14 protein-coding genes are annotated in these 19054 nt (G+C 43.9%); 6 read left to right on the top strand and 8 right to left on the bottom strand.

Features of this window, described 5'->3' with window-relative positions:
* Nucleotides 1-77: 77 nt before the first annotated feature.
* The 5 genes from SPL68_RS07010 (at nt 78) to SPL68_RS06990 (ending at nt 7034) form a co-directional block, all read left to right on the top strand.
* Entirely contained in the window at nt 78-473 is a 396-nt protein-coding gene (locus tag SPL68_RS07010; protein ID WP_323814387.1) for a GtrA family protein, read from the top strand.
* Between the two features lies 1 nt (nt 474).
* A complete protein-coding gene (locus tag SPL68_RS07005; protein WP_323814386.1) occupies nt 475-1434 on the top strand; it encodes a glycosyltransferase family 2 protein in 960 nt (319 codons plus the stop codon).
* Between the two features lie 32 nt (nt 1435-1466).
* Nucleotides 1467-3386: an NPCBM/NEW2 domain-containing protein gene (locus SPL68_RS07000; RefSeq protein ID WP_323814385.1), complete on the top strand. Its 1920-nt coding sequence runs from the start codon at nt 1467-1469 to the stop codon at nt 3384-3386.
* A 110-nt stretch (nt 3387-3496) separates the two neighbouring features.
* Nucleotides 3497-5461: an NPCBM/NEW2 domain-containing protein gene (locus SPL68_RS06995; protein WP_323814384.1), complete on the top strand. Its 1965-nt coding sequence runs from the start codon at nt 3497-3499 to the stop codon at nt 5459-5461.
* Nucleotides 5462-5504: 43 nt separating this feature from the next.
* The gene (locus tag SPL68_RS06990) at nt 5505-7034 is read left to right on the top strand and encodes a glycosyltransferase family protein (RefSeq protein WP_323814383.1); all 1530 of its coding nucleotides are present in this window, start codon (nt 5505-5507) and stop codon (nt 7032-7034) included.
* Nucleotides 7035-7062: 28 nt separating this feature from the next.
* Here the strand turns inward: SPL68_RS06990 and SPL68_RS06985 are convergent, their stop codons facing one another.
* The 3 genes from SPL68_RS06985 to SPL68_RS06975 all read right to left on the bottom strand — a co-directional run bounded on the left by SPL68_RS06985 (nt 7063) and on the right by SPL68_RS06975 (nt 11693).
* The gene (locus SPL68_RS06985) at nt 7063-8382 is read right to left on the bottom strand and encodes an MATE family efflux transporter (protein ID WP_323814952.1); all 1320 of its coding nucleotides are present in this window, start codon (nt 8380-8382) and stop codon (nt 7063-7065) included.
* A gap of 142 nt (nt 8383-8524) precedes the next feature.
* Complete coding sequence (locus SPL68_RS06980; protein ID WP_323814382.1) at nt 8525-11020, bottom strand: ABC transporter permease; 2496 nt, start codon at nt 11018-11020, stop codon at nt 8525-8527.
* A gap of 4 nt (nt 11021-11024) precedes the next feature.
* Nucleotides 11025-11693 (bottom strand): ABC transporter ATP-binding protein, encoded by a 669-nt coding sequence (locus SPL68_RS06975; RefSeq protein ID WP_465038328.1) that lies wholly within the window; start codon nt 11691-11693, stop codon nt 11025-11027.
* Between the two features lie 115 nt (nt 11694-11808).
* Here SPL68_RS06975 and SPL68_RS06970 point away from each other — a divergent pair, with 115 nt between their 5' ends.
* The gene (locus tag SPL68_RS06970; RefSeq protein ID WP_323814380.1) at nt 11809-12429 is read left to right on the top strand and encodes an arylesterase; all 621 of its coding nucleotides are present in this window, start codon (nt 11809-11811) and stop codon (nt 12427-12429) included.
* Nucleotides 12430-12466: 37 nt separating this feature from the next.
* Here the strand turns inward: SPL68_RS06970 and recJ are convergent, their stop codons facing one another.
* The 5 genes from recJ to xerD all read right to left on the bottom strand — a co-directional run bounded on the left by recJ (nt 12467) and on the right by xerD (nt 18920).
* Complete coding sequence (gene recJ, locus SPL68_RS06965; RefSeq protein ID WP_323814379.1) at nt 12467-14197, bottom strand: single-stranded-DNA-specific exonuclease RecJ; 1731 nt, start codon at nt 14195-14197, stop codon at nt 12467-12469.
* 87 nt (nt 14198-14284) lie between these two features.
* Nucleotides 14285-15682 (bottom strand): threonine synthase, encoded by a 1398-nt coding sequence (thrC, locus tag SPL68_RS06960; RefSeq protein ID WP_323814378.1) that lies wholly within the window; start codon nt 15680-15682, stop codon nt 14285-14287.
* Between the two features lie 30 nt (nt 15683-15712).
* The gene (locus SPL68_RS06955) at nt 15713-17017 is read right to left on the bottom strand and encodes a homoserine dehydrogenase (RefSeq protein ID WP_323814377.1); all 1305 of its coding nucleotides are present in this window, start codon (nt 17015-17017) and stop codon (nt 15713-15715) included.
* Between the two features lie 145 nt (nt 17018-17162).
* Nucleotides 17163-17963, bottom strand: a complete 801-nt coding sequence (locus tag SPL68_RS06950) for a DsbC family protein (RefSeq protein ID WP_323814376.1) — start codon at nt 17961-17963, stop codon at nt 17163-17165.
* Nucleotides 17964-17996: 33 nt separating this feature from the next.
* The gene (gene xerD, locus SPL68_RS06945) at nt 17997-18920 is read right to left on the bottom strand and encodes a site-specific tyrosine recombinase XerD (RefSeq protein WP_323814375.1); all 924 of its coding nucleotides are present in this window, start codon (nt 18918-18920) and stop codon (nt 17997-17999) included.
* Between the last annotated feature and the right edge of the window lie 134 nt (nt 18921-19054).

Raw genomic sequence — 19054 nt, 5'->3', positions numbered from 1 at the left:
AAGTATGCTAATGTGCAGCGTTTTTGCGACAGAGCACAACCATCCATTAGTCACAATAACAACTCAATAGAATAACAATGAAACGCTTCGCCCTATTTGTAGGTATTGGTGGTGCATCCACCCTGATTCAGTTTTTGTTGCTGATTTTGTTTGTCGAAAGTCATTTGTTATCGGAGGTAATCGCCTCTGCTGCAGGATATGTACTTTCCTCATTCTTTAACTACTGGGCGAACTACCACTACACATTCAAGAGCTCGAGCAGCCATTCGCAAACTTTTCCCAAGTATGCGCTTGCAGTTGCCATAGGCTTATCAACTAACACCCTGTTGTTTGCCACTTTTTTATGGTTGTTCAATAACTATCTCGCCCTGCCATGGGTAGAGCATTATTTGGTTGCCCAGTTTTTGGCGACTGGAATAACCGTTGTTTTGAATTTTATGGTGCATAAATTCTGGATCTACAGGAACCACTAATATGACAACATCTGTTCCCTCTTTAGCCGTCGTAATCCCCTGTTACAACGAAGAAGAGATGCTCCCCAAAACACTGGCAACCATGCTCGCGCTGCGCGATAGCATGATCAACAAAGGAAAGATAAATCAGGACTCCAAAATCTATTTGGTTGATGATGGCAGTAAAGATAAGACTTGGACGATTCTTGCCAGAGAAGCTGCAGACAATCCAGCATTGGTTGCAATAAAACTATCTCGCAATAAAGGCCATCAAAACGCACTGTATGCAGGTCTTTGCACAACGACCGAGGATATTACCGTAAGCATCGATGCCGACCTGCAAGATGACCCTCAAAATATTGAAGCGATGGTCGATGAATACTTAAAAGGCAATGATGTTGTCTATGGGGTTCGCTCTGCACGCGATACCGATACCTTCTTCAAGCGATTCACCGCTGAAGGCTACTACCACCTAATGAAAAAAATGGGCGTCGATCTGGTATTCAACCATGCAGACTTCCGCCTCCTTTCACGCCGCGCATTGGAATCGCTCAAAGAATACGATGAAGCCAATTTATTCTTGCGCGGATTGGTTCGCGAAGTTGGATACCCATCATCAACTGTTGAATACGAGCGCCAAGCTCGAGAAGCCGGCGAGAGCAAATATCCACTAAAGAAAATGCTGTCTTTTGCATGGAAAGGCATAACAGCATTTTCTACCGCTCCGTTACGCATGATTACCGTTTTGGGGCTACTTTCAGGCTTTGCTTCTTTCAGTTTAATTGCATGGGTATTGGTCATTCGATTTTTTACTGATAACGCCACACCCGGCTGGGCATCCGTCTTATTGCCTTTGTTATTTATTGGTAGCGTGCAATTAATTTGCCTTGGAATTATCGGCGAGTATTTGTCAAAAATTTACGAAGAAGTAAAACGCCGCCCCAAATTCCATATCAGTAATATTGTGAATAAAAAAGATTAATTCTTTTCAAACTCAATAAAACAAAAAATATTATGAATACTCTGGATACAGACAATACTTTTCAACAATCTGAGCCCCAACATCAAAATGTAGATACGCAAACTACTAACGCGCATATTTACAGCGGGATGAAAGACATACACCCTATTCCAGCACCGAAAACAGATCGTAATTCACTTCGTCTCATGCATGCTTATATCGCACTGGCGATAATTGCGAATATGGGAGCACTGTTTTTCAAAGGATATAGTCAAGACTTAGGCTACTGGCAAGACTGGGTGAAACAACTCTCAATCACAGGATATGATGGCTTTAATGGTAATTATCCCCCCTTATATATCCATTGGCTGTATTTAGTTGGTAAGTTCTACGCCATTACAGCAATACCACTGGAGCATAATTACCTCTTAAAATTTCTCACGCAAATTCCAGTCGTCATATTTCACTGTCTTTTAATTAGTCTCATTTTTCATCAACTAAAACGATCCAACATACCATTCAACACCACCCATTTGGTAATGGGACTGACAGTATTCAATCCTGCCATTTTGATCAATGGACCCATTTGGGGGCAAGTGGATCTTATTCCCGCAACCATCGTATTCGCAGCACTTTTACTCGCATCCAGTGAACGTTATGTAATTTTATCCATTCCATTGTTCACACTATCTCTACTAACCAAATTTCAAATGATTGCGTTTGCTCCTGTTTTTGGCTTCCTATTCTTCAGGCATGTGGGAAAACATTTATTAGGTATTGCAATATCAATCATTGTCGGAGCTCTGGTATTTTTGCCATCTATACTGGCAGGCCATTTTTGGCCCTCTTTTCGCCAAGCCTATATAGATACTCTTGGCCAGTATCCAATGACCACGTTCAATGCTGCAAACTTGTGGATAATCCTTACTGGCAATACCACCCCAGACAGTATTATTTTATTTGGTGTTAGCGCAGACTCCGTCTTTTCTAAAGTATTCACGGCAAAATATTTTGGAATGATTTTATTTTCACTAACAGCGTTATTCGTTTTTTTACAAGGCATTCATACACTAATAAAAAACACATACCAAAATGACATTCAATTATTAAGAGCGCATAGTTTATTTGCAGCAATGATTTGCGCCTTGGCCTTCTTCACTCTTTTACCTGCCATGCACGAACGCTACCTATTTCCAGCAGTAGTTATGGCTTTAGGATACTTTGCCATCCGCCCCAGACAGATCATTTACCCGGTAGGAATCAGTTTATTCTGCGGCTTGAATATGCTGATTATTCTGGAGATAAATGGTTCAAATATTTGGCATGGTCTAGCATGGCTGACATTGACCTTACTCATTCTTGCAGTATTAGAACTAAGCTTGGGCAAACGTTTTTCTCGAATGTTAAGCCAATTCGGCCATGCACTTTATAAGACCCCAATGCTTTCAGTTTGGATATTCGTGATCTGTACTACAGGAATGATGCTTTATTTTATTGAACGCTACAAAATTCATCATTTGCAATTATTAAACGACCAAAAATTCCTCACCGATTATCCGATGGTATATGCACGCCAGGATCATGGAACAGTTAGACTAAACCGCAGTTATGACAATAACTATCTATCGCTCAACAATCAGCGCTTTGCTCAGGGAATAGGCACTCATGCCAACTCAGATATTCAGTTCAATCTGCCAGAAAACGCCATAGAATTTAGTTTTATTGCAGGACTGGATGATGAAATCGGCACAGCAGATGCGAAATTCTCCGTTTGGGGGGACGGAAAATTACTATGGGAATCACCAGATTACTTCGGATATGAAAAAAGCCTACCAGTTCAGAAAATCAATGTTCTAGGCATCAAAACACTTAACTTGAAGGTTTCTGCACTCAAGGAAGATAAATGGGATCATGCTGATTGGGTCAACACAGTCATAACTACAGCATCAGAACCCATCAAGGAAAAGCAATAAAAATAGGCAGCCTCGGATTAACTAATCTCACGCATCAAATTCTTAGCTCGTCAAAATTAATGGCGTAACAGTTTTGCATGTGGGCACTAAACAGCTCTGGATCACACGGAATGAAAACTAAGGCTCTTTACTCTATCCCCTTATTGTTGCTAGGTATTGGCATCATAATCCGATCTATATTTATCGGGAGCATGCCGGGAGGACTCAATCAGGACGAAGCATCTATTGCTTATGACGCTTGGGCACTACTGCATTTCGGTATCGATCGATGGGGACTAAGTTGGCCCGTACATTTCATCTCTTGGGGTAGTGGCCAAAACGCACTCTATGCATATCTCTCAATGCCTTTTATTGCTATAGGAGGCATTAATCTCTCAAGTATTCGTGCAGCTGCTGCATTGCTTGGAGTCATAACATTAATTTTAGTATGGCGTATGGCCAAAGCACGCGGTCGCGAAAGCGAACTCGTTTACCTACTAATATTTGCAACAAGCCCGTGGCACATCATGGCATCACGCTGGGCACTGGAGTCAAATACAGCTCCCGCCTTTGTACTTTTTGGTACATATTTTTTGTTTCGTTCCGCTGAAAAACCGGGAACTTTTTTGCCTTTAGGAACAGCGCTAATTACTTTAGCAATATATGCCTACGGTACCGCATACCTTTTTGCCCCACTCTATCTGCTATGTGCTTTTATAATAATTCATCGCATATTGAAAATTGAACTCAGACACCTTGCCATATCTGCAATTACATCTTTGATGATTGCTTGGCCAATCATATTATTTATCCTTAACAATCGTTTAGGCACAGACCACATAGAGCTAGGCCCATTTACGATCCCCAAATATCCAGGAGAAGCTCGCTATTCAGGAATTTTTTTGCTTTTTGCTGATGGAGGTCTTGGCAAAATTTCTGACAATTTTGTCAATATTCTGCAGCTGATGTTAGCAGGTAAAAGCGATGGATTACCGTGGAATGCCTCTCCGCTATGGGGACCACAATTTGTGCTTCTAACACCATTTTTATTAATCGGCATAGTTAAGGCTTTTAAAAGCACAGAGCTCGGCGATAGATTAATGTTAAGCTGGTTTTTTTGCGCACTTATCACCGCAACGCTTACAGAAGCAAATATTAATCGAATTAACCTATTATGGCTGCCAAGTTTATGGTTGTCGGGAACAGGATTATTGTCATTACCATTTGATCACATAGCAGCCAAAACAACCCGTGCAGGATTGGTTATTTGTGGCGTCTTGTTTTGTTTTCACTACTTCAATACATGGCAAAAAGAAATTGCTCGCAATTTTTACTGGGGACTAGATAAAGCTATTGAACATACGATGGAGAACACACCATCAAACAGTCAGATCGCAGTCACAAACCACAGCAATTACATGTCTACTTTATTGTTCTCTCAAACCCCACCAGATCAATATATTAATAGCGTCAAAATAGCGGACCGTCGCGCACCCTTTATTCATGTATATGGCTTTGACCGTTTTCATTTTGGAATTAATAGCCATCAACTCAACCAATTTGGCGGCTGGATTGCACACAAGTCCGAGATTGCACTCTTTGACCCTGTTTATTTCAATATCCAACAATTCGGCGATTATGCATCAATAGTAAAATATTCTGATTCAAAAACAGCTTGCAGACAGCAACTGGACGCAAGTGCATTTCATGGCGAGCAGGATTATGGCCAGTTAGGCATTAACGGAGGAGTATTCACCAATGGAGGAGGAATAAGAATGAGCAACAACATAATTATTCCTCGAGGCCTAGGCATTCATGGGCTGAGTCATTATGAAATCGACCTCCCAACCAACTCAAAAACATTAACTGTAGGTTTAGGAATGACGCAGAGCGCAGAGTGCTCAAGCGGTTTACGCTTTGAAATCTACGCTGATGAGAAAAAAATCTACGAGAAAAACCTTCTGAAAAATGAAATGGAGTTTATTAACACCCCACTACCAAAAGCACACAAACTTCGTTTATTGACGCACCCTGGAGCCAATAACACCTGCGATCACGGCGCTTGGTTGGTGCCCACTGTAGATCTGTGCGATTAACCATCATAAAAAACCGGAAAAGAAGATGTTTATGGAGAAAACAATGCGCAACACAAAACTCTCTTTAGTATCGAGTTTTTATTATTTTTTTGGTTTAATTTTTTTATTGTTATTTATCAATATTATTTTCAACAACAAAATTTATACTTTCAATACTCTCTATATACTGCTCCATATTACAGGCTGGCTATTTTTAACTAGCATCGCCTATAAAGTAATTAATCACACAGAAGGCTTTTGGGTAAAAAATGAAATAAAAATAGCCCCATTATGGATCTTGACGATCTTCTCATTGCAACTCTACTGCGGTTATCTATTAGCAGTTACCACGAGTTGGGACACTGAAGCTGTTTTTCGCGGAGCTATCAACCTAATCGAACAAGGTCACTTAGCAAACCACACTGATTATTTTCATGTATTCCCGCACAATCTCGGAGTTGTCAGTGCTCTGCAACTTCTATTCACTATTTTTTCCGCTGAAAAAATTCAGGACTTTTACCTGATTGCAACTATTTATAATGCATTGTCAATCACAACTGGCTTGGGCTTTGTTTACTTAATTTGCCGGGAGCATCAGGGGGTAAAAACTGCTTTTCTAGCTTTATGTCTTGGAACCTGCTGTATTCCTTTATATTTTTATACTCCTATTTTTTACTCGGATACTTTATCACTACCGTTTGTAGCAATATCTTATTACTTATACCTTCAAATACAAAAAAGCCAAACGCTCAAGCAAAAAGTTCTTATCGCCGCTCTCTTCGCTCTTATGTGTGCGGCAGGCACTTTAATTAAATTTACCGTTCTTATTGTGGCAATCGCAATACTCATCGATTTAACACTAAAAGCCAAACTCAAAAAAAACCTATTGGTTATTAGCATCGCTGCAGCATGTATTTATATCCTCCTATCTTGTTTTAATTATTACCGTGAAAATTATTTGTTAGATAAAAACCTTTCCGAACAAAAAGAGGTTCCGCATACACACTGGGTAATGATGGGACTTAGTGGGAATGGTGCCTATAACGGCTCTGACTACGGATACACACATTCGTTTCCAACCATTGAAGCCCGCACTCAAGCAACGATTGATCGAATTCACGACCGATTACAAGAATACGGATTTGATGGCTATATGGAGTTCTTACATCGTAAACAGCAGGTAAGTTTTGGCAGTGGTATATATGGTGTAAACGAGATGATTGACGATGGACCTCTTCGCCCTAACGCGTTACACCAAGTTGCACTAGACAGCGGTAAATACTATGAAATATTCAGGCATCTAGCACAGGGCTTCCATATATTTCTTTTTCTATTAATCGCACTAAGTGCACTTTATGATGCAGCGACAAAAACACATAGCGCACTTAGCAAATTAACCCTTCGATTATCCATTACAGGTATTTTTATTTTCCTTGCTTTGTGGGAAGCAAATTCGCGATACATACTTAACTTTGCGCCGCTATTCATCGCCTGCGCAGCATTAGGTTTTACTGAGCTGTATCGCGTTGCAAGCGTTATTAAAAATGCTCTATCCGAACACATCCAAGAATCTCGCGAGACTGCTGCTACCTAACGTCCCCCTAACTCAAATAGAGAATTATCTACCTAGATAATTCTCTATTTTTTAACTCACGCGCTGCCACACCAGTATGCTTCCATTTACCTTGTTTCCATCGCCAATGTTTTATCATCGCCCTGAAAAATTCATCGCAAATCGCTGCTATCAATAACCCATACAAACCGAGACCACTAGGAATTGCGAGAACATATGCTAATGGCACGGAAAATAGCCAGATAACTGCAATACTGGAAATTGATGTAAATGCAGCATCGCCAGTGCAACGCAAAGCTGAACCAACGGTAATATTTACCGTGCGCCAAGGTTCTGCCAAAAAACTTAATACAAATGCCCATAGGCCGATGGCAATTACTTCAGGATCACTACTAAACAGTTTCAATACAGGCTCATTGAACAACACCCAACATAATGCAAGAGCGCCAGTTCCAATCAATGATATTTTCAGGCTTTGCTTAAGTTGAGCATTAACAAGATCAAACTCCCCGCGCCCTACTCTCTGCGCAATAATCGCTTCAGTCGCCATACCTATCGCAATTGAAATCATCAAACAAAATAAAAACGTATTGTACGCATAGACTTTTACCTTGAGAGCAAGATCACCCACCTCAGCGGCAATCCAATTGAGTGCAATCATATAAGCCTGAAATGACATTGGTTCCAGAACAGAAGGTGCTGCGATCATTACAACTGGAGTAATTAATACCGAAAAATTTCGCCAACCCTCTCTGATAGGAATTCGAATATGCAATTTGAAATGCACAATACACATTACAAATAACAAACTCACCGCCGCAGCCACAATGCTGGCAATAGCCACACCTACAACACCCGAAGGTGGGATACTCATAAATCCATATACCGCAATATAATTTCCGACAACGTTCACCGAAAACAAAATCAGATTGCTATAGGTATTCCATTGCGGTTCACCATAAATATTCAATATGGTTTGATAGATTACCCTGCATCCCCATAAAGCAACCATCCACCCGATAACGGACAAATAAGTTCGCGCATGCGATTCAACATCTGCACTTAATGACATTGCCGATGCAACCCAAGGCCCACCGTAGTTAACTGCAATAGCGGCAATCAATGCCAGAATCACCACAAAGATTGTGTAGGCCGCGATAGTCGAATTACCTCGCTCATAATCATTTGCACCTATACGCTGGCTTGCGATACTTGCACCAGCAAACGCACTCACAATTAAAAATGCGTTTGCAACAAACACCAAAGGCGTAACCGCGCCCACCGCCGCTGCGGCACTATCGGAAATTCGACTGAGAAAATACATATCGATCAGTGGGATGGTGTAGGTCACCGCCTGATCGAGAAACATAGGGCGACTCATACCCCAAATGCCTTTATCGAGCACACGGCTCTGAGGCACAGACTTTGGTGTGGATTTCATAACTATCGAGATATAAAAGAGTGAGAATGTCACCGCCTATAGTTGTTTAACACTATAGGCGGCGAGAAGGTTAGTTTGCTTCGCGCAACACTACCGCAGGTGGTGTCGTCACGACGCGACGGCAACCAATATAGCCTAGCGCAGAAACAAAAATAGCGCCGCTGAGAGGGGAAATAAACCAAAATACATAATGCGGCTGGATAGGAGTTTCAAGCACAAAGGTCTGCAAACTTATTAGTAAAATTTCAGTACCTAAAATAGCAATTACCCCTGCGAGCCCACCCAATATCGCAAACTCAGCACAGATGCTGCCAATAATGAGCTGACGAGGGCTACCCAGCGCACGCAACAACCCCGCCTGCTGTTTGCGCGCAGCAATGCTCCCCATGACAGCGGCGAACAACACCAAACAACCACCGATCAGCGTAAGCCACAGCACCAGCAAAACTCCGTCGCTAACCTGATTCACGATGGAGCGAATTTGCTCGATGATGCGATCTAGCTCCATCACCAATATGGTTGGATGATCAAGTAGCAATGTATTGATAAATGACTTTTGTTCAGCTGGTAAATAAATGCTGGTGATATAGGTTGGTGAATAAGCATCCAGCGAACCCGGCTCAAAGATAAAAAAGAAGTTGGGCCGCATACTGCGCCAATCCAAACTGCGGAAGCTCGCAACTTCCGCATGCATCTCCAAGCCGCCAAAAGAAAATTGTAATTTATCACCAATTTTTAAGCCGATTTCAGTTGCGGTTTCAATTTCAACAGAAACGCCCGGCAATCCTGAATCACTGCGCTGCCATTTATCCCACCACACGCCTTCTAGAACTTTGTTATCTGCAGCAAGCGTATCCGCCCAGGTAACATTCAATTCACGCCGCAATGCATTGCTGGAGGAGCGCCTATCTTCTGTTGTCTCAATATTATTAATGTGTGTTAGCCGTGCACGCATCATCGGATAAATAGGTTCAGGGCGAACCTGAGCTTCTTTCAACAAGGTTTGCACATGTGGTAATTCATCAGGTGGAATGTTTACCAAAAAGTGGTTGGGTGCATCATCAGGCACCTGCACTTTCCACTCTTCAATTAATGAGGTGCGTACTATGGTAAGAGTGAACAGCAACATAATCGCAACCGCAAAAACCAAAATTTGGATCAGGCTTTGACCGCGATTACGCTGCAAGTTTGCAAAAGCCAATCGCCAAAACCCACCCAGATTCATCGCCCACTTTTTGCTTAATGCCAACAGCCCGTACGCGATGACAAAGGTAGCTGCAATGACTCCCAGCAAAGCACCACTAATACTTAATGCGAGTTCCAAATCGCGCCCAAACAAAATCACCAACGTTAACACCGCAAACAAAGCAAGGGCACCTTGTGTCCACACTTGCGTGCTATTAACGGCTAATTCACGGCGAAGAATTTTGAGTGGCGGAACCGTAGGCAAATGCCAAAGCGCGGGCAATGCAAAAAACACCAAACACATCAGCCCACTAAAAAAACTCAATGCATAAGGATAAATACCCGCTGGCCCAAGGCGAATTTGATAAGCCTCCTGCAAACTGACTGCAATAAGTTGCTGCAACAAATGCCCCAAAAATAAGCCCAGAATTGAGGCTATAGCACCCAGAAAAAATAATTGTGAAAAGTACAAGCTACGAATACGCGTCGCACTTGCACCCAAGCTTTTCATTAATGCTACTTGGTCAGTATGACGGCCAGAAAACTGACGAGCGGCAATTGCAATTGCAACACCGGATAACAACACAGCAATTACCGCAGACAATAACAAAAATTGTTTGCTGGTTTTAAGTGTACGCCCTACTCGCTCCTGTGCGGAGTTAATATCGATTATGCGTTGATGCTTACTCAGCTGAGGTTTTAATTGATCAATAAACTGCTTCAAATCCTGTACGCGATCACTTGCCACAAGCCATTGATAATCAACGCGACTACCGGGCTGCACCACTTGTGTTTTCGGTAGATCAGTCAGATTCATAATCAAACGAGCCCCCGTCATACTAAAAGGGCTAGCGCTATCCGGTTCGCGAATTAATACATTAGTAACCGTCAACTCATACTCACCAACAGCCACTTTATCGCCCAATTCAATTTTCAACAGCGGCAGTAAACGCGAATCCACCCAAGCCTCGCCTGCTGCGGGAATTGTTTTAGCGATTTCAATATCACTAGCATTGATCGCAAAAGGTACACGACTAATTTCAAATTGGCCGCGCAGTGGATAGCCATTACCTACCGCTTTAACAGAGGCAAGATGCATTTCATCGCCAGCGAACACCATTGAAGAAAAAAGCACAGATTGGCTCTGTTGAATTCCGGCATCTGCAGCGAGCTTTTCCCAATCGCTATTGTGGGGTTGTGATCCTCGTACAATATAATCAGCACCTAGCACACTATTGCTTTCACTGACTAAAGTAGATTCAAGGCGCCCCGTAAAAATCGCAATTCCGCTTAAAACTGCAACTGCCAATATCAACGAAAACCCAAGCAGCTTTAATTCACCACTGCGCCAGTTGCGCTTGAGCAATTGAATTGCCAACATAAAATTACTCCCTATGCGACACAATCGCGCCAGCTGCAATTTCAATACGCCGTTGGCACAATTGCGCCAAGCGTTCTTCATGGGTAATTAGAATAAGCGTTGTTCCTTGCGCGCGATTTAACTCAAACAACAACTCAATAATTCGCGCACCCGTTGCTGAATCCAAATTCCCCGTCGGCTCATCGGCAAATAAAATGCGCGGTTCACTCGCAAATGCGCGAGCGATGGCTACACGTTGTTGCTCCCCCCCTGATAACTGCTGGGGATAATGATGCAACCGCGCATCCAACCCCACTCGCTGCAAAAATATTTTTGCTTTGGATGAAGCAGATTTATCACCGCGCAATTCCAACGGCAACATAACGTTTTCCATTGCAGTTAAGCCTGGCAACAGTTGAAACGACTGAAAGATAAACCCTACATTTTGCGCACGCACTGCCGCGCGCCCTTCCTCATCCAGTTGCGAAAGGTTAGTGCCATTTAAAATAACATCGCCACTTGAGGGAACATCCAAACCAGCAAGAATTCCAAGTAATGTCGATTTTCCGGAACCTGACGCTCCTGTAATTGCCAAAGACTCTCCCGCATTAACGGAAAGCGAGATTGGATGAAGAATTAATAGCTCTCCCTCTTGGGTGGTGACTTTTTTAGTCACGCCTTTAGCTTCAACCATAGCGGACAACTGAACTCTATTCACTGGGGGGACTTGACTGGAAAGCGCAGACATAATTGATTAACCTGTAGCAAGTTGACTAGGTTCATTCTATTGGCAGAGGATTTTCTTCACCATGCAAAAATTACACATTTACCTGTTTTTACTCCTGACTTTTGTCACCAATATCGCATTAGCGCAAACCTCCTCCACCAAAGTACTGGTAATGGGCGACAGCCTAAGCGCAGGTTATGGAATTGACATACAACAAGGCTGGGTAAATTTGCTGGAAAAAGAATTAAATAAAACACACAAGGTTGAAATGATTAACGCAAGTGTCAGCGGTGAAACCAGCTCAGGCGGAAAAACCCGATTACCCGCCTTGCTGACAGAACACAAGCCTCACGTAGTAATTTTGGAGCTAGGTGGAAATGATGGCTTAAGAGGACAACCACTAAAATTACTGCAAAGCAATTTGCAAACTATGATCGATGCAAGCACAGCCGCAGGCGCACAAGTGATTATTGCAGGCATGCAAATCCCACCCAATTATGGAGCTCGCTACAGCACTCAATTCAAATCGCTATATTCAACTTTGGCAGAAGAAAACCAGTCAGGTTTAATTCCGTTTTTATTGGAAGGCATAGGAGGGAAAGCTGAACTTATGCAGCGCGATGGCATTCATCCTACCGCAGAAGCTCAGCCTATTATTGTTAAAAATGTTTTGCCTGAAGTAGAAAAATATTTGCAACCTTGACTAACAACCAGCTACACAAGAATACTGTAGCCGCTTATTAAAGCGGCTCTAAATAATCCACCAGCAGCTGCACATTTGTATTGCCACGAAATTCATTGATATCCAATTTGTAAGCGATGCGCACTTTTTGAATCTGGGCGCTTGGCCAAATCTGGCGATCAATATTAAAAGCAATAGCATCGATCATTTGCTGTTTATTTGCATCCAGAGCAAGCGTCATTTTTAAATGCTTTTCGCCCACCAGCTTTTGTTGCACCAAATAGAATTCACCATCAAACACAGGTTCAGGAAAGTGCTGCCCCCAAGGGCCTGCATCACGCAATTGAGTGGCGACCTGAAGCGATAAATCCTGCGCGCCCAACTCCCCATCACTTACAACCACTGCTTGCAAATTCTCTGCCGTTAACTGGCGGCGAACTTCTTCGTCAAATGCTTGCGAAAAAGCGGTGAAATTTTCACGCGCCAAACTCATTCCCGCAGCCATTGCATGCCCACCAAACTTTTGCAATAAAGCGGGATGACGCGCAGCAACGGCATCCAGCGCATCGCGAATATGAAAACCGGGAATTGAACGAGCGGACCCTTTTATATTCCCGTCATCCGCATCAGCAAAAACAATGGTTGGGCGATGGTATTTATCTTTAATACGCGAAGCCAAAATACCAATAACGCCCTGATGCCAGGTTTCATCAAACAAACACAATCCCCAATGCAAACTCTCTGCGTCTGCACTTAAGACCTTTTGCAGCATAGTCATGGCCTCTTGCTGCATGCCAGATTCAATCGCTTTGCGATCGCGATTCAGCTCATCCATCTGCGCAGCCATTTCACGCGCAAGATTTTCGCTTTCACACATTAAGCATTGAATGCCCAACGACATATCATCCAAGCGCCCTGCCGCATTCAAGCGCGGCCCCAACGCAAAACCAAAATCACTCGCCACTAATTTGTTCGCCTGTTTGCCAGACACTTCCAACATGGCTTTAATACCGGGGCGACAAACGCCCGCGCGAATTCGCTGCAACCCCTGCGCCACAAAAATACGATTGTTGTAATCCAAGGGCACCACATCTGCCACCGTGCCGAGTGCCACCAAATCTAAAAAACTCGCCATATTTGGCTCAGGAATACCGCTCTCTTCAAACCACCCCATTTGGCGCAGTTCCGCACGTAATGCATTCATCACATAAAAGATAACACCCACACCAGCGAGATTTTTACTGGGGAATTCACAACCCGGCTGATTGGGATTTACGATTGCATCCGCCTCTGGCAATTGAGTGCCGGGCAAGTGGTGATCAGTAACTATCACCGCAATTCCCAATTCACGCGCAGCTTCAACACCCTCAACACTGGAAATACCGTTATCGACAGTAACAATCAAATCAGGCTGTTGCGCGGCCGCAACCGCAACAATTTCTGGCGTTAAGCCATATCCATACTCAAAGCGGTTGGGCACTAGGAAATCAACATTGGACAACCCCATCGCTTTTAATGCCAGTACAGCAAGCGCACTGCTGGTTGCACCATCCGCATCAAAATCCCCCACCACAATTATTTTTGCCTGAGCAACGACCGCATCCGCCAACAGGCTAACAGCCTCCGCCATCCCTTTAAAATTTGGTTTGTACAAATTGGCTAATTGATACTGCAATTCTCGCTCATTAGTTACACCACGCGCGCTATAGATACGCTGCAACAGCGGATGAACATTTGATTGAAAATTGATGGGTGAAGTAGCTTCACGACGAAAAATTGTTTTTTGCATAAAATCTGAGGGCAATTGAAAACTGATAGAAATAAAAACGCCGCAAGGAAAACCTTGCGGCGTTTTTAGTAGTGAAGCACGTTAGTTTTACTTGCGAACATTCGCCGCAACAAACTGCTGCACTTTTGCCAAATCTTGCGGCAATACTGTGTAACGCTCTTCACGCTCAAACAAATCCTGCATATGGTGAGGCAATGCAGGATCAGTATCCTGCCCTGCTTTACGCACAGCTTCAGGGAATTTGGCCGGATGCGCGGTAGCAAGCACCACCATCGGAATATCTTTGCGGCGACGGGTTTTGCGCGCCGCATCAACACCAATAGCAGTGTGCGGATCAAGCAAGTATTCGGTGCGATCAAATACTTCGCGGATCACATCGATAGTTACTTCATCACTTACGCCGTGACTGGTAAACAATTCACGCGCACGCGTTAAAGCAGATTCTTTGAGAGTCATACTGCCGGATTTAAAATCTTCCATTAGCTGGCGAATCGCATTGCCATCACGGTCATACAAATCAAACAACATACGTTCAAAGTTGCTCGACACCATAATATCCATACTTGGCGACAAGGTATGTTGCAACTGATGCTTGCTATGATCATTGCTGCTAATGCAACGATGCAGAATGTCGTTGCTGTTAGTAGCAATCACCAACTGATCAACTGGCAATCCCATTTGCTTGGCGAGATAACCAGCAAAAATATCACCGAAGTTTCCAGTCGGAACTGAAAACGCGATAGGACGATGCGGCGCACCCAATGCCAAACCAGCGTAAAAGTAATAAACGATTTGCGCCATGATGCGCGCCCAGTTGATCGAGTTAACTGCAACTAATTGACGACCTTCGGGCAAGAAAGATTGATCACCAAAGCTGGCTTTCACCATGTTCTGGCAATCATCAAAATTTCCTTCAAGGGCGATGTTAAATACGTTCGGTGCAAGCACAGTGGTCATCTGGCGACGCTGAACATTCGATACGCGATTGTTCGGGTGCATGATGAAAATATCGATGTTATCGCAGCGACGACAACCTTCGATTGCAGCAGAACCTGTATCACCAGAGGTAGCGCCCATCACCACCACTTTTTGGTTGCGTTTTTTCAACAGGTGATCAAGCAAGTGACCAAGGAATTGCAGTGCAAAATCTTTAAACGCAAGTGTTGGGCCTTGGAACAACTCCAAAATCCACTCGTTGTGCGCAGTTTGCACTAAAGGCGCAATACCATCATGGCGGAAAGTTGCGTAAGACTCAGCGATGATTTTTTTGAATTCTTCATCGCTGATCGCGCCAGCAACGAAAGGCTTCATCACATTGAATGCCAATTCTTGATAAGACAAACCAACCCAAGATGCTATTTCTTCTTTACTAAATTTAGGCAAGCTCTCCGGCACATACAAACCGCCATCAGGCGCCAGACCGGTGAGTACAACTTCTTCAAAACTAAGTGCCGGCGCTTGGCCGCGAGTGCTGATATATTTCACAATTACAAACCTTTGAAAATTTAATGCCGCTTATTTCAATGCTTCAACGCGGATGCGTTGCACTGGGCCGGTGATCGCATACAAAGCTTCAATACTACGAATAGCAGCTGCCAATTTCTTTTCTTGTACTTTATTGGTCAACAAAATCAGCGGTACAGTCAGCTCGCCTTCTTTTGCTTCTTTCTGAATCATTGCTTCGATACTGATGCCGGCATCACTCAAAATAGTTGCGATCTTGGAGAGTACACCTGGTTTATCTTGCGCTGACATACGCAAATAGTTTGCGGTTTCTACATCATCAATTGAAATAATTGGCTGCTCGGTAACGAAGTCCGTACCAAAACCCAAATAGGGAACGCGATGCTCTGGTGCAGCAGTCAGCGTACGCGCCACATCGACAATATCACCAACGATGGATGATCCAGTCGGCTCAGCACCAGCACCAGCACCGTAGTACATAGTTGCGCCTACAGCATCACCTTTCACTAACACTGCGTTCATCACACCATCAACATTGGCGATCAAACGCTTTTCAGGAATCAGCGTCGGGTGAACGCGCAATTCAATACCATTCTCAGTACGGCGAGCGATACCTAAATTCTTAATGCGATAACCCAGCTCTTCTGCGTAGGTCACATCTTCAGTAGCAATTTTGGTAATACCCTCGGTAAATACCTTATTGATTTCAAGCGGAATACCAAATGCAAGCGAGGCCAAAATCACTAACTTATGTGCGGCATCGACACCTTCTACATCGAAGGTTGGGTCTGCTTCGGCATAGCCCAACGCTTGAGCCTCAGCCAATACATCTTCAAATGAGCGGCCTTTATCGCGCATCTCAGTGAGGATGAAATTACCGGTGCCATTGATGATGCCGGCGAGCCATTCAATCTTGTTGGCAGCCAGACCTTCACGGATAGCTTTAATAATTGGAATACCACCGGCAACCGCAGCTTCAAATGCAACAGTTACACCCTTGGCATTTGCAGCAGCAAAAATTTCATTACCGTGATGGGCGATAAGTGCCTTGTTCGCGGTAATAATGTGCTTACCGTTTTCAATAGCTTTAAGAATCAAATCTTTAGCAACCGTAGTACCGCCCATCACCTCAACCAGAACATCAACATCCGGGTTGTTAGCGACATCAAATACATCGCGAGTGACATTGAAATTAGAGGTATCGCAGTTGGGATTATCGCGGCGCGCACCAATTTGCACGATGGTAATGTCGCATCCGGCACGAGCATCAATCAGCGCCTTATTGCGCGTGAGAATATTAACTGTACCGCTGCCCACGGTGCCCAGACCGCAGATACCAATTCTTACCGGATTCAAGGTGGATTCCTCGTCAAATGCTAGTGAAATTTACGCCAATACTAAAAAAGACGGCCACCATACTCATGGTGGCCGTCAGTGTCAATTGCGCTTTGGAGGAGTGAGCGGGGATAGGAAATTAACCGTCACTCAACGCCCTATTTCATTAAATACCCAATGTTTTCGCCAGCTCTTCCGGTGGGGTATAACCGGGAACCAACTTACCATCTGGCAAGAATAAAGCTGGAGTGCCATTTACACCCAATTGCCCACCCAATTGGAACTGGGCAGCAACTGGATTATCGCAGGTTGCATTTGGCACGGGCTGATCCAATTTAAGCTTGGTCATGGCATCCTGCTTATCTTTTGCACACCAGGTGGAAATCAACTTATCAGCCGATGGACTGGGGATACCAGCACGTGGGTACGCCAAGTAACGAATCTCAATCCCCAAATCGTTATAGCCGGGCTTTTTCTGGCCACCTTCTTCATAGGCATGCATTTGACTATGCAATTTACGGCAGTAACCACAATCGATATCGGTAAATACGTAAACGACAGCTTTTGATTTGCCTTTTGGTTTGAAATTAATACTGTCTTTGCCATCCAGACCAGCCAACGCTTTTTTGCGCTCTTCAATAATGTAGGGGTCTTCAATCTTTGCAAATCCAGTACTGTCGATTCCAAACACCTCGCCAGCAATAAACTTATCCCCTTCAGGTGTTACAAATAACACAGGACCACCAGGAACCTGAACCTGATACAGACCTTTAATTACAGATGGACGCGGCTGGCCAAAATTAATATCCGGGCGCGCCTTGTGTAGATTTTCCAAAATAGTCTCTTCAACACTTTTGCGCTTCAGCAACTCACCGCTTTGTGCCAAAACAGAAGGAGCAACCATAAAAGAGGACACCGACAAGCTTGCCAACGCAGCAAAACCCAGTGTTTTTAATGTTTTTATCATAGTCATATCTCTAATCAGTTTATAAATTGTTGTCTAACCACGTGGATGATGAAGCGCATGTTGTTGCTTCATCCGCAATCTCGCCACATGCGTATAAATCTGTGTCGTTGATAAATCACTGTGACCGAGCAGCAACTGTACCACACGCAAATCTGCTCCGTGATTCAACAAATGCGTTGCAAACGCATGACGCAAAGTGTGTGGCGACAACGGCTTATTAATACCTGCAACTTCCGCCCAATGCTTTATGCGGTACCAAAACGTCTGACGAGTCATTGGCTGCGCACGAGTGCTGGGGAATACTACCTCATCCGGTATATTATTTAGCAACACAGGTCGCGCTTCGCGCAAATATCGACTCAACCAAGCAGCCGCTTCCTCACCCAGAGGAATCAATCGCTCCTTACTGCCCTTACCCATCACTCGCACGACATTTTGGCGCAAGTTAATTTGTGGCATGGTCAAACTCACCAACTCACTTACACGCAGCCCGCAAGCATAAAGCACTTCCAACATGGTTCTATCGCGCAAGCCAATCGGATCAGACAAATCCGGCGCCGCCAGCAGGGATTCGACATCAGTTTCACTTAAAGATTTCGGCAAGGGACGAGATAATTTGGGATTATCAACCAATGCCAGCGGATTTTCGCTGATTCGGTTTTCGCGCAATAAATAGCGATAAAAGCCACGCAAACAAGATAAAAAACGCGCAGAACTACGACTCGAGAGTTTTTGCTGCAAACGAATATCCAGATAGCTTTGCACCAAAAAGGCATCCACTTCCATCAATTTAAAATTCTGCTGATTCAACCAAACTGCAAACTGCATGAGATCGCGGCGATAAGACTCTTGGGTGTTATCGCTCAAACCTTTTTCCATCCAGATAGCATCTAAATATTCGGCAATCAATTGCACATCAGCCAAAGCAGGTTCAAGCACCAAAGAATCAGCAGCCATAATTTAAATCCACAACAAAAAAACCAACTCTATCGACTCCAGCAACATATAACAATCGAGCAAATGCAAGCGCAAAAACAAAAGGCCGAAGCGGATAATCCACTTCGGCCTTTTATAAGCGATACAAGTATCGA

It is taken from the genome of Cellvibrio chitinivorans, from assembly GCF_035117775.1.
Classification (GTDB): Bacteria; Pseudomonadota; Gammaproteobacteria; order Pseudomonadales; family Cellvibrionaceae; genus Cellvibrio; species Cellvibrio chitinivorans.
The sequence above is the reverse complement of the archived record's forward strand: the minus strand, read 5'-3'. Positions and strand labels throughout refer to the sequence as shown.

What these genes read in the sequence shown, in the direction of transcription:
- recJ (WP_323814379.1), bottom strand. Translation starts at nt 14,197, where the DNA reads ATGCAAAAAACAATTTTTCGTCGTGAAGCTACTTCACCCATCAATTTT.
- SPL68_RS07005 (WP_323814386.1), top strand. Translation starts at nt 475, where the DNA reads ATGACAACATCTGTTCCCTCTTTAGCCGTCGTAATCCCCTGTTACAAC.
- SPL68_RS06985 (WP_323814952.1), bottom strand. Translation starts at nt 8,382, where the DNA reads ATGTTTCTCGATCAGGCGGTGACCTACACCATCCCACTGATCGATATG.
- SPL68_RS07010 (WP_323814387.1), top strand. Translation starts at nt 78, where the DNA reads ATGAAACGCTTCGCCCTATTTGTAGGTATTGGTGGTGCATCCACCCTG.
- SPL68_RS06990 (WP_323814383.1), top strand. Translation starts at nt 5,505, where the DNA reads ATGCGCAACACAAAACTCTCTTTAGTATCGAGTTTTTATTATTTTTTT.
- xerD (WP_323814375.1), bottom strand. Translation starts at nt 18,920, where the DNA reads ATGGCTGCTGATTCTTTGGTGCTTGAACCTGCTTTGGCTGATGTGCAA.
- SPL68_RS06975 (WP_465038328.1), bottom strand. Translation starts at nt 11,693, where the DNA reads ATGGTTGAAGCTAAAGGCGTGACTAAAAAAGTCACCACCCAAGAGGGA.
- SPL68_RS07000 (WP_323814385.1), top strand. Translation starts at nt 1,467, where the DNA reads ATGAATACTCTGGATACAGACAATACTTTTCAACAATCTGAGCCCCAA.
- SPL68_RS06980 (WP_323814382.1), bottom strand. Translation starts at nt 11,020, where the DNA reads ATGTTGGCAATTCAATTGCTCAAGCGCAACTGGCGCAGTGGTGAATTA.
- SPL68_RS06995 (WP_323814384.1), top strand. Translation starts at nt 3,497, where the DNA reads ATGAAAACTAAGGCTCTTTACTCTATCCCCTTATTGTTGCTAGGTATT.
- SPL68_RS06950 (WP_323814376.1), bottom strand. Translation starts at nt 17,963, where the DNA reads ATGATAAAAACATTAAAAACACTGGGTTTTGCTGCGTTGGCAAGCTTG.
- SPL68_RS06970 (WP_323814380.1), top strand. Translation starts at nt 11,809, where the DNA reads ATGCAAAAATTACACATTTACCTGTTTTTACTCCTGACTTTTGTCACC.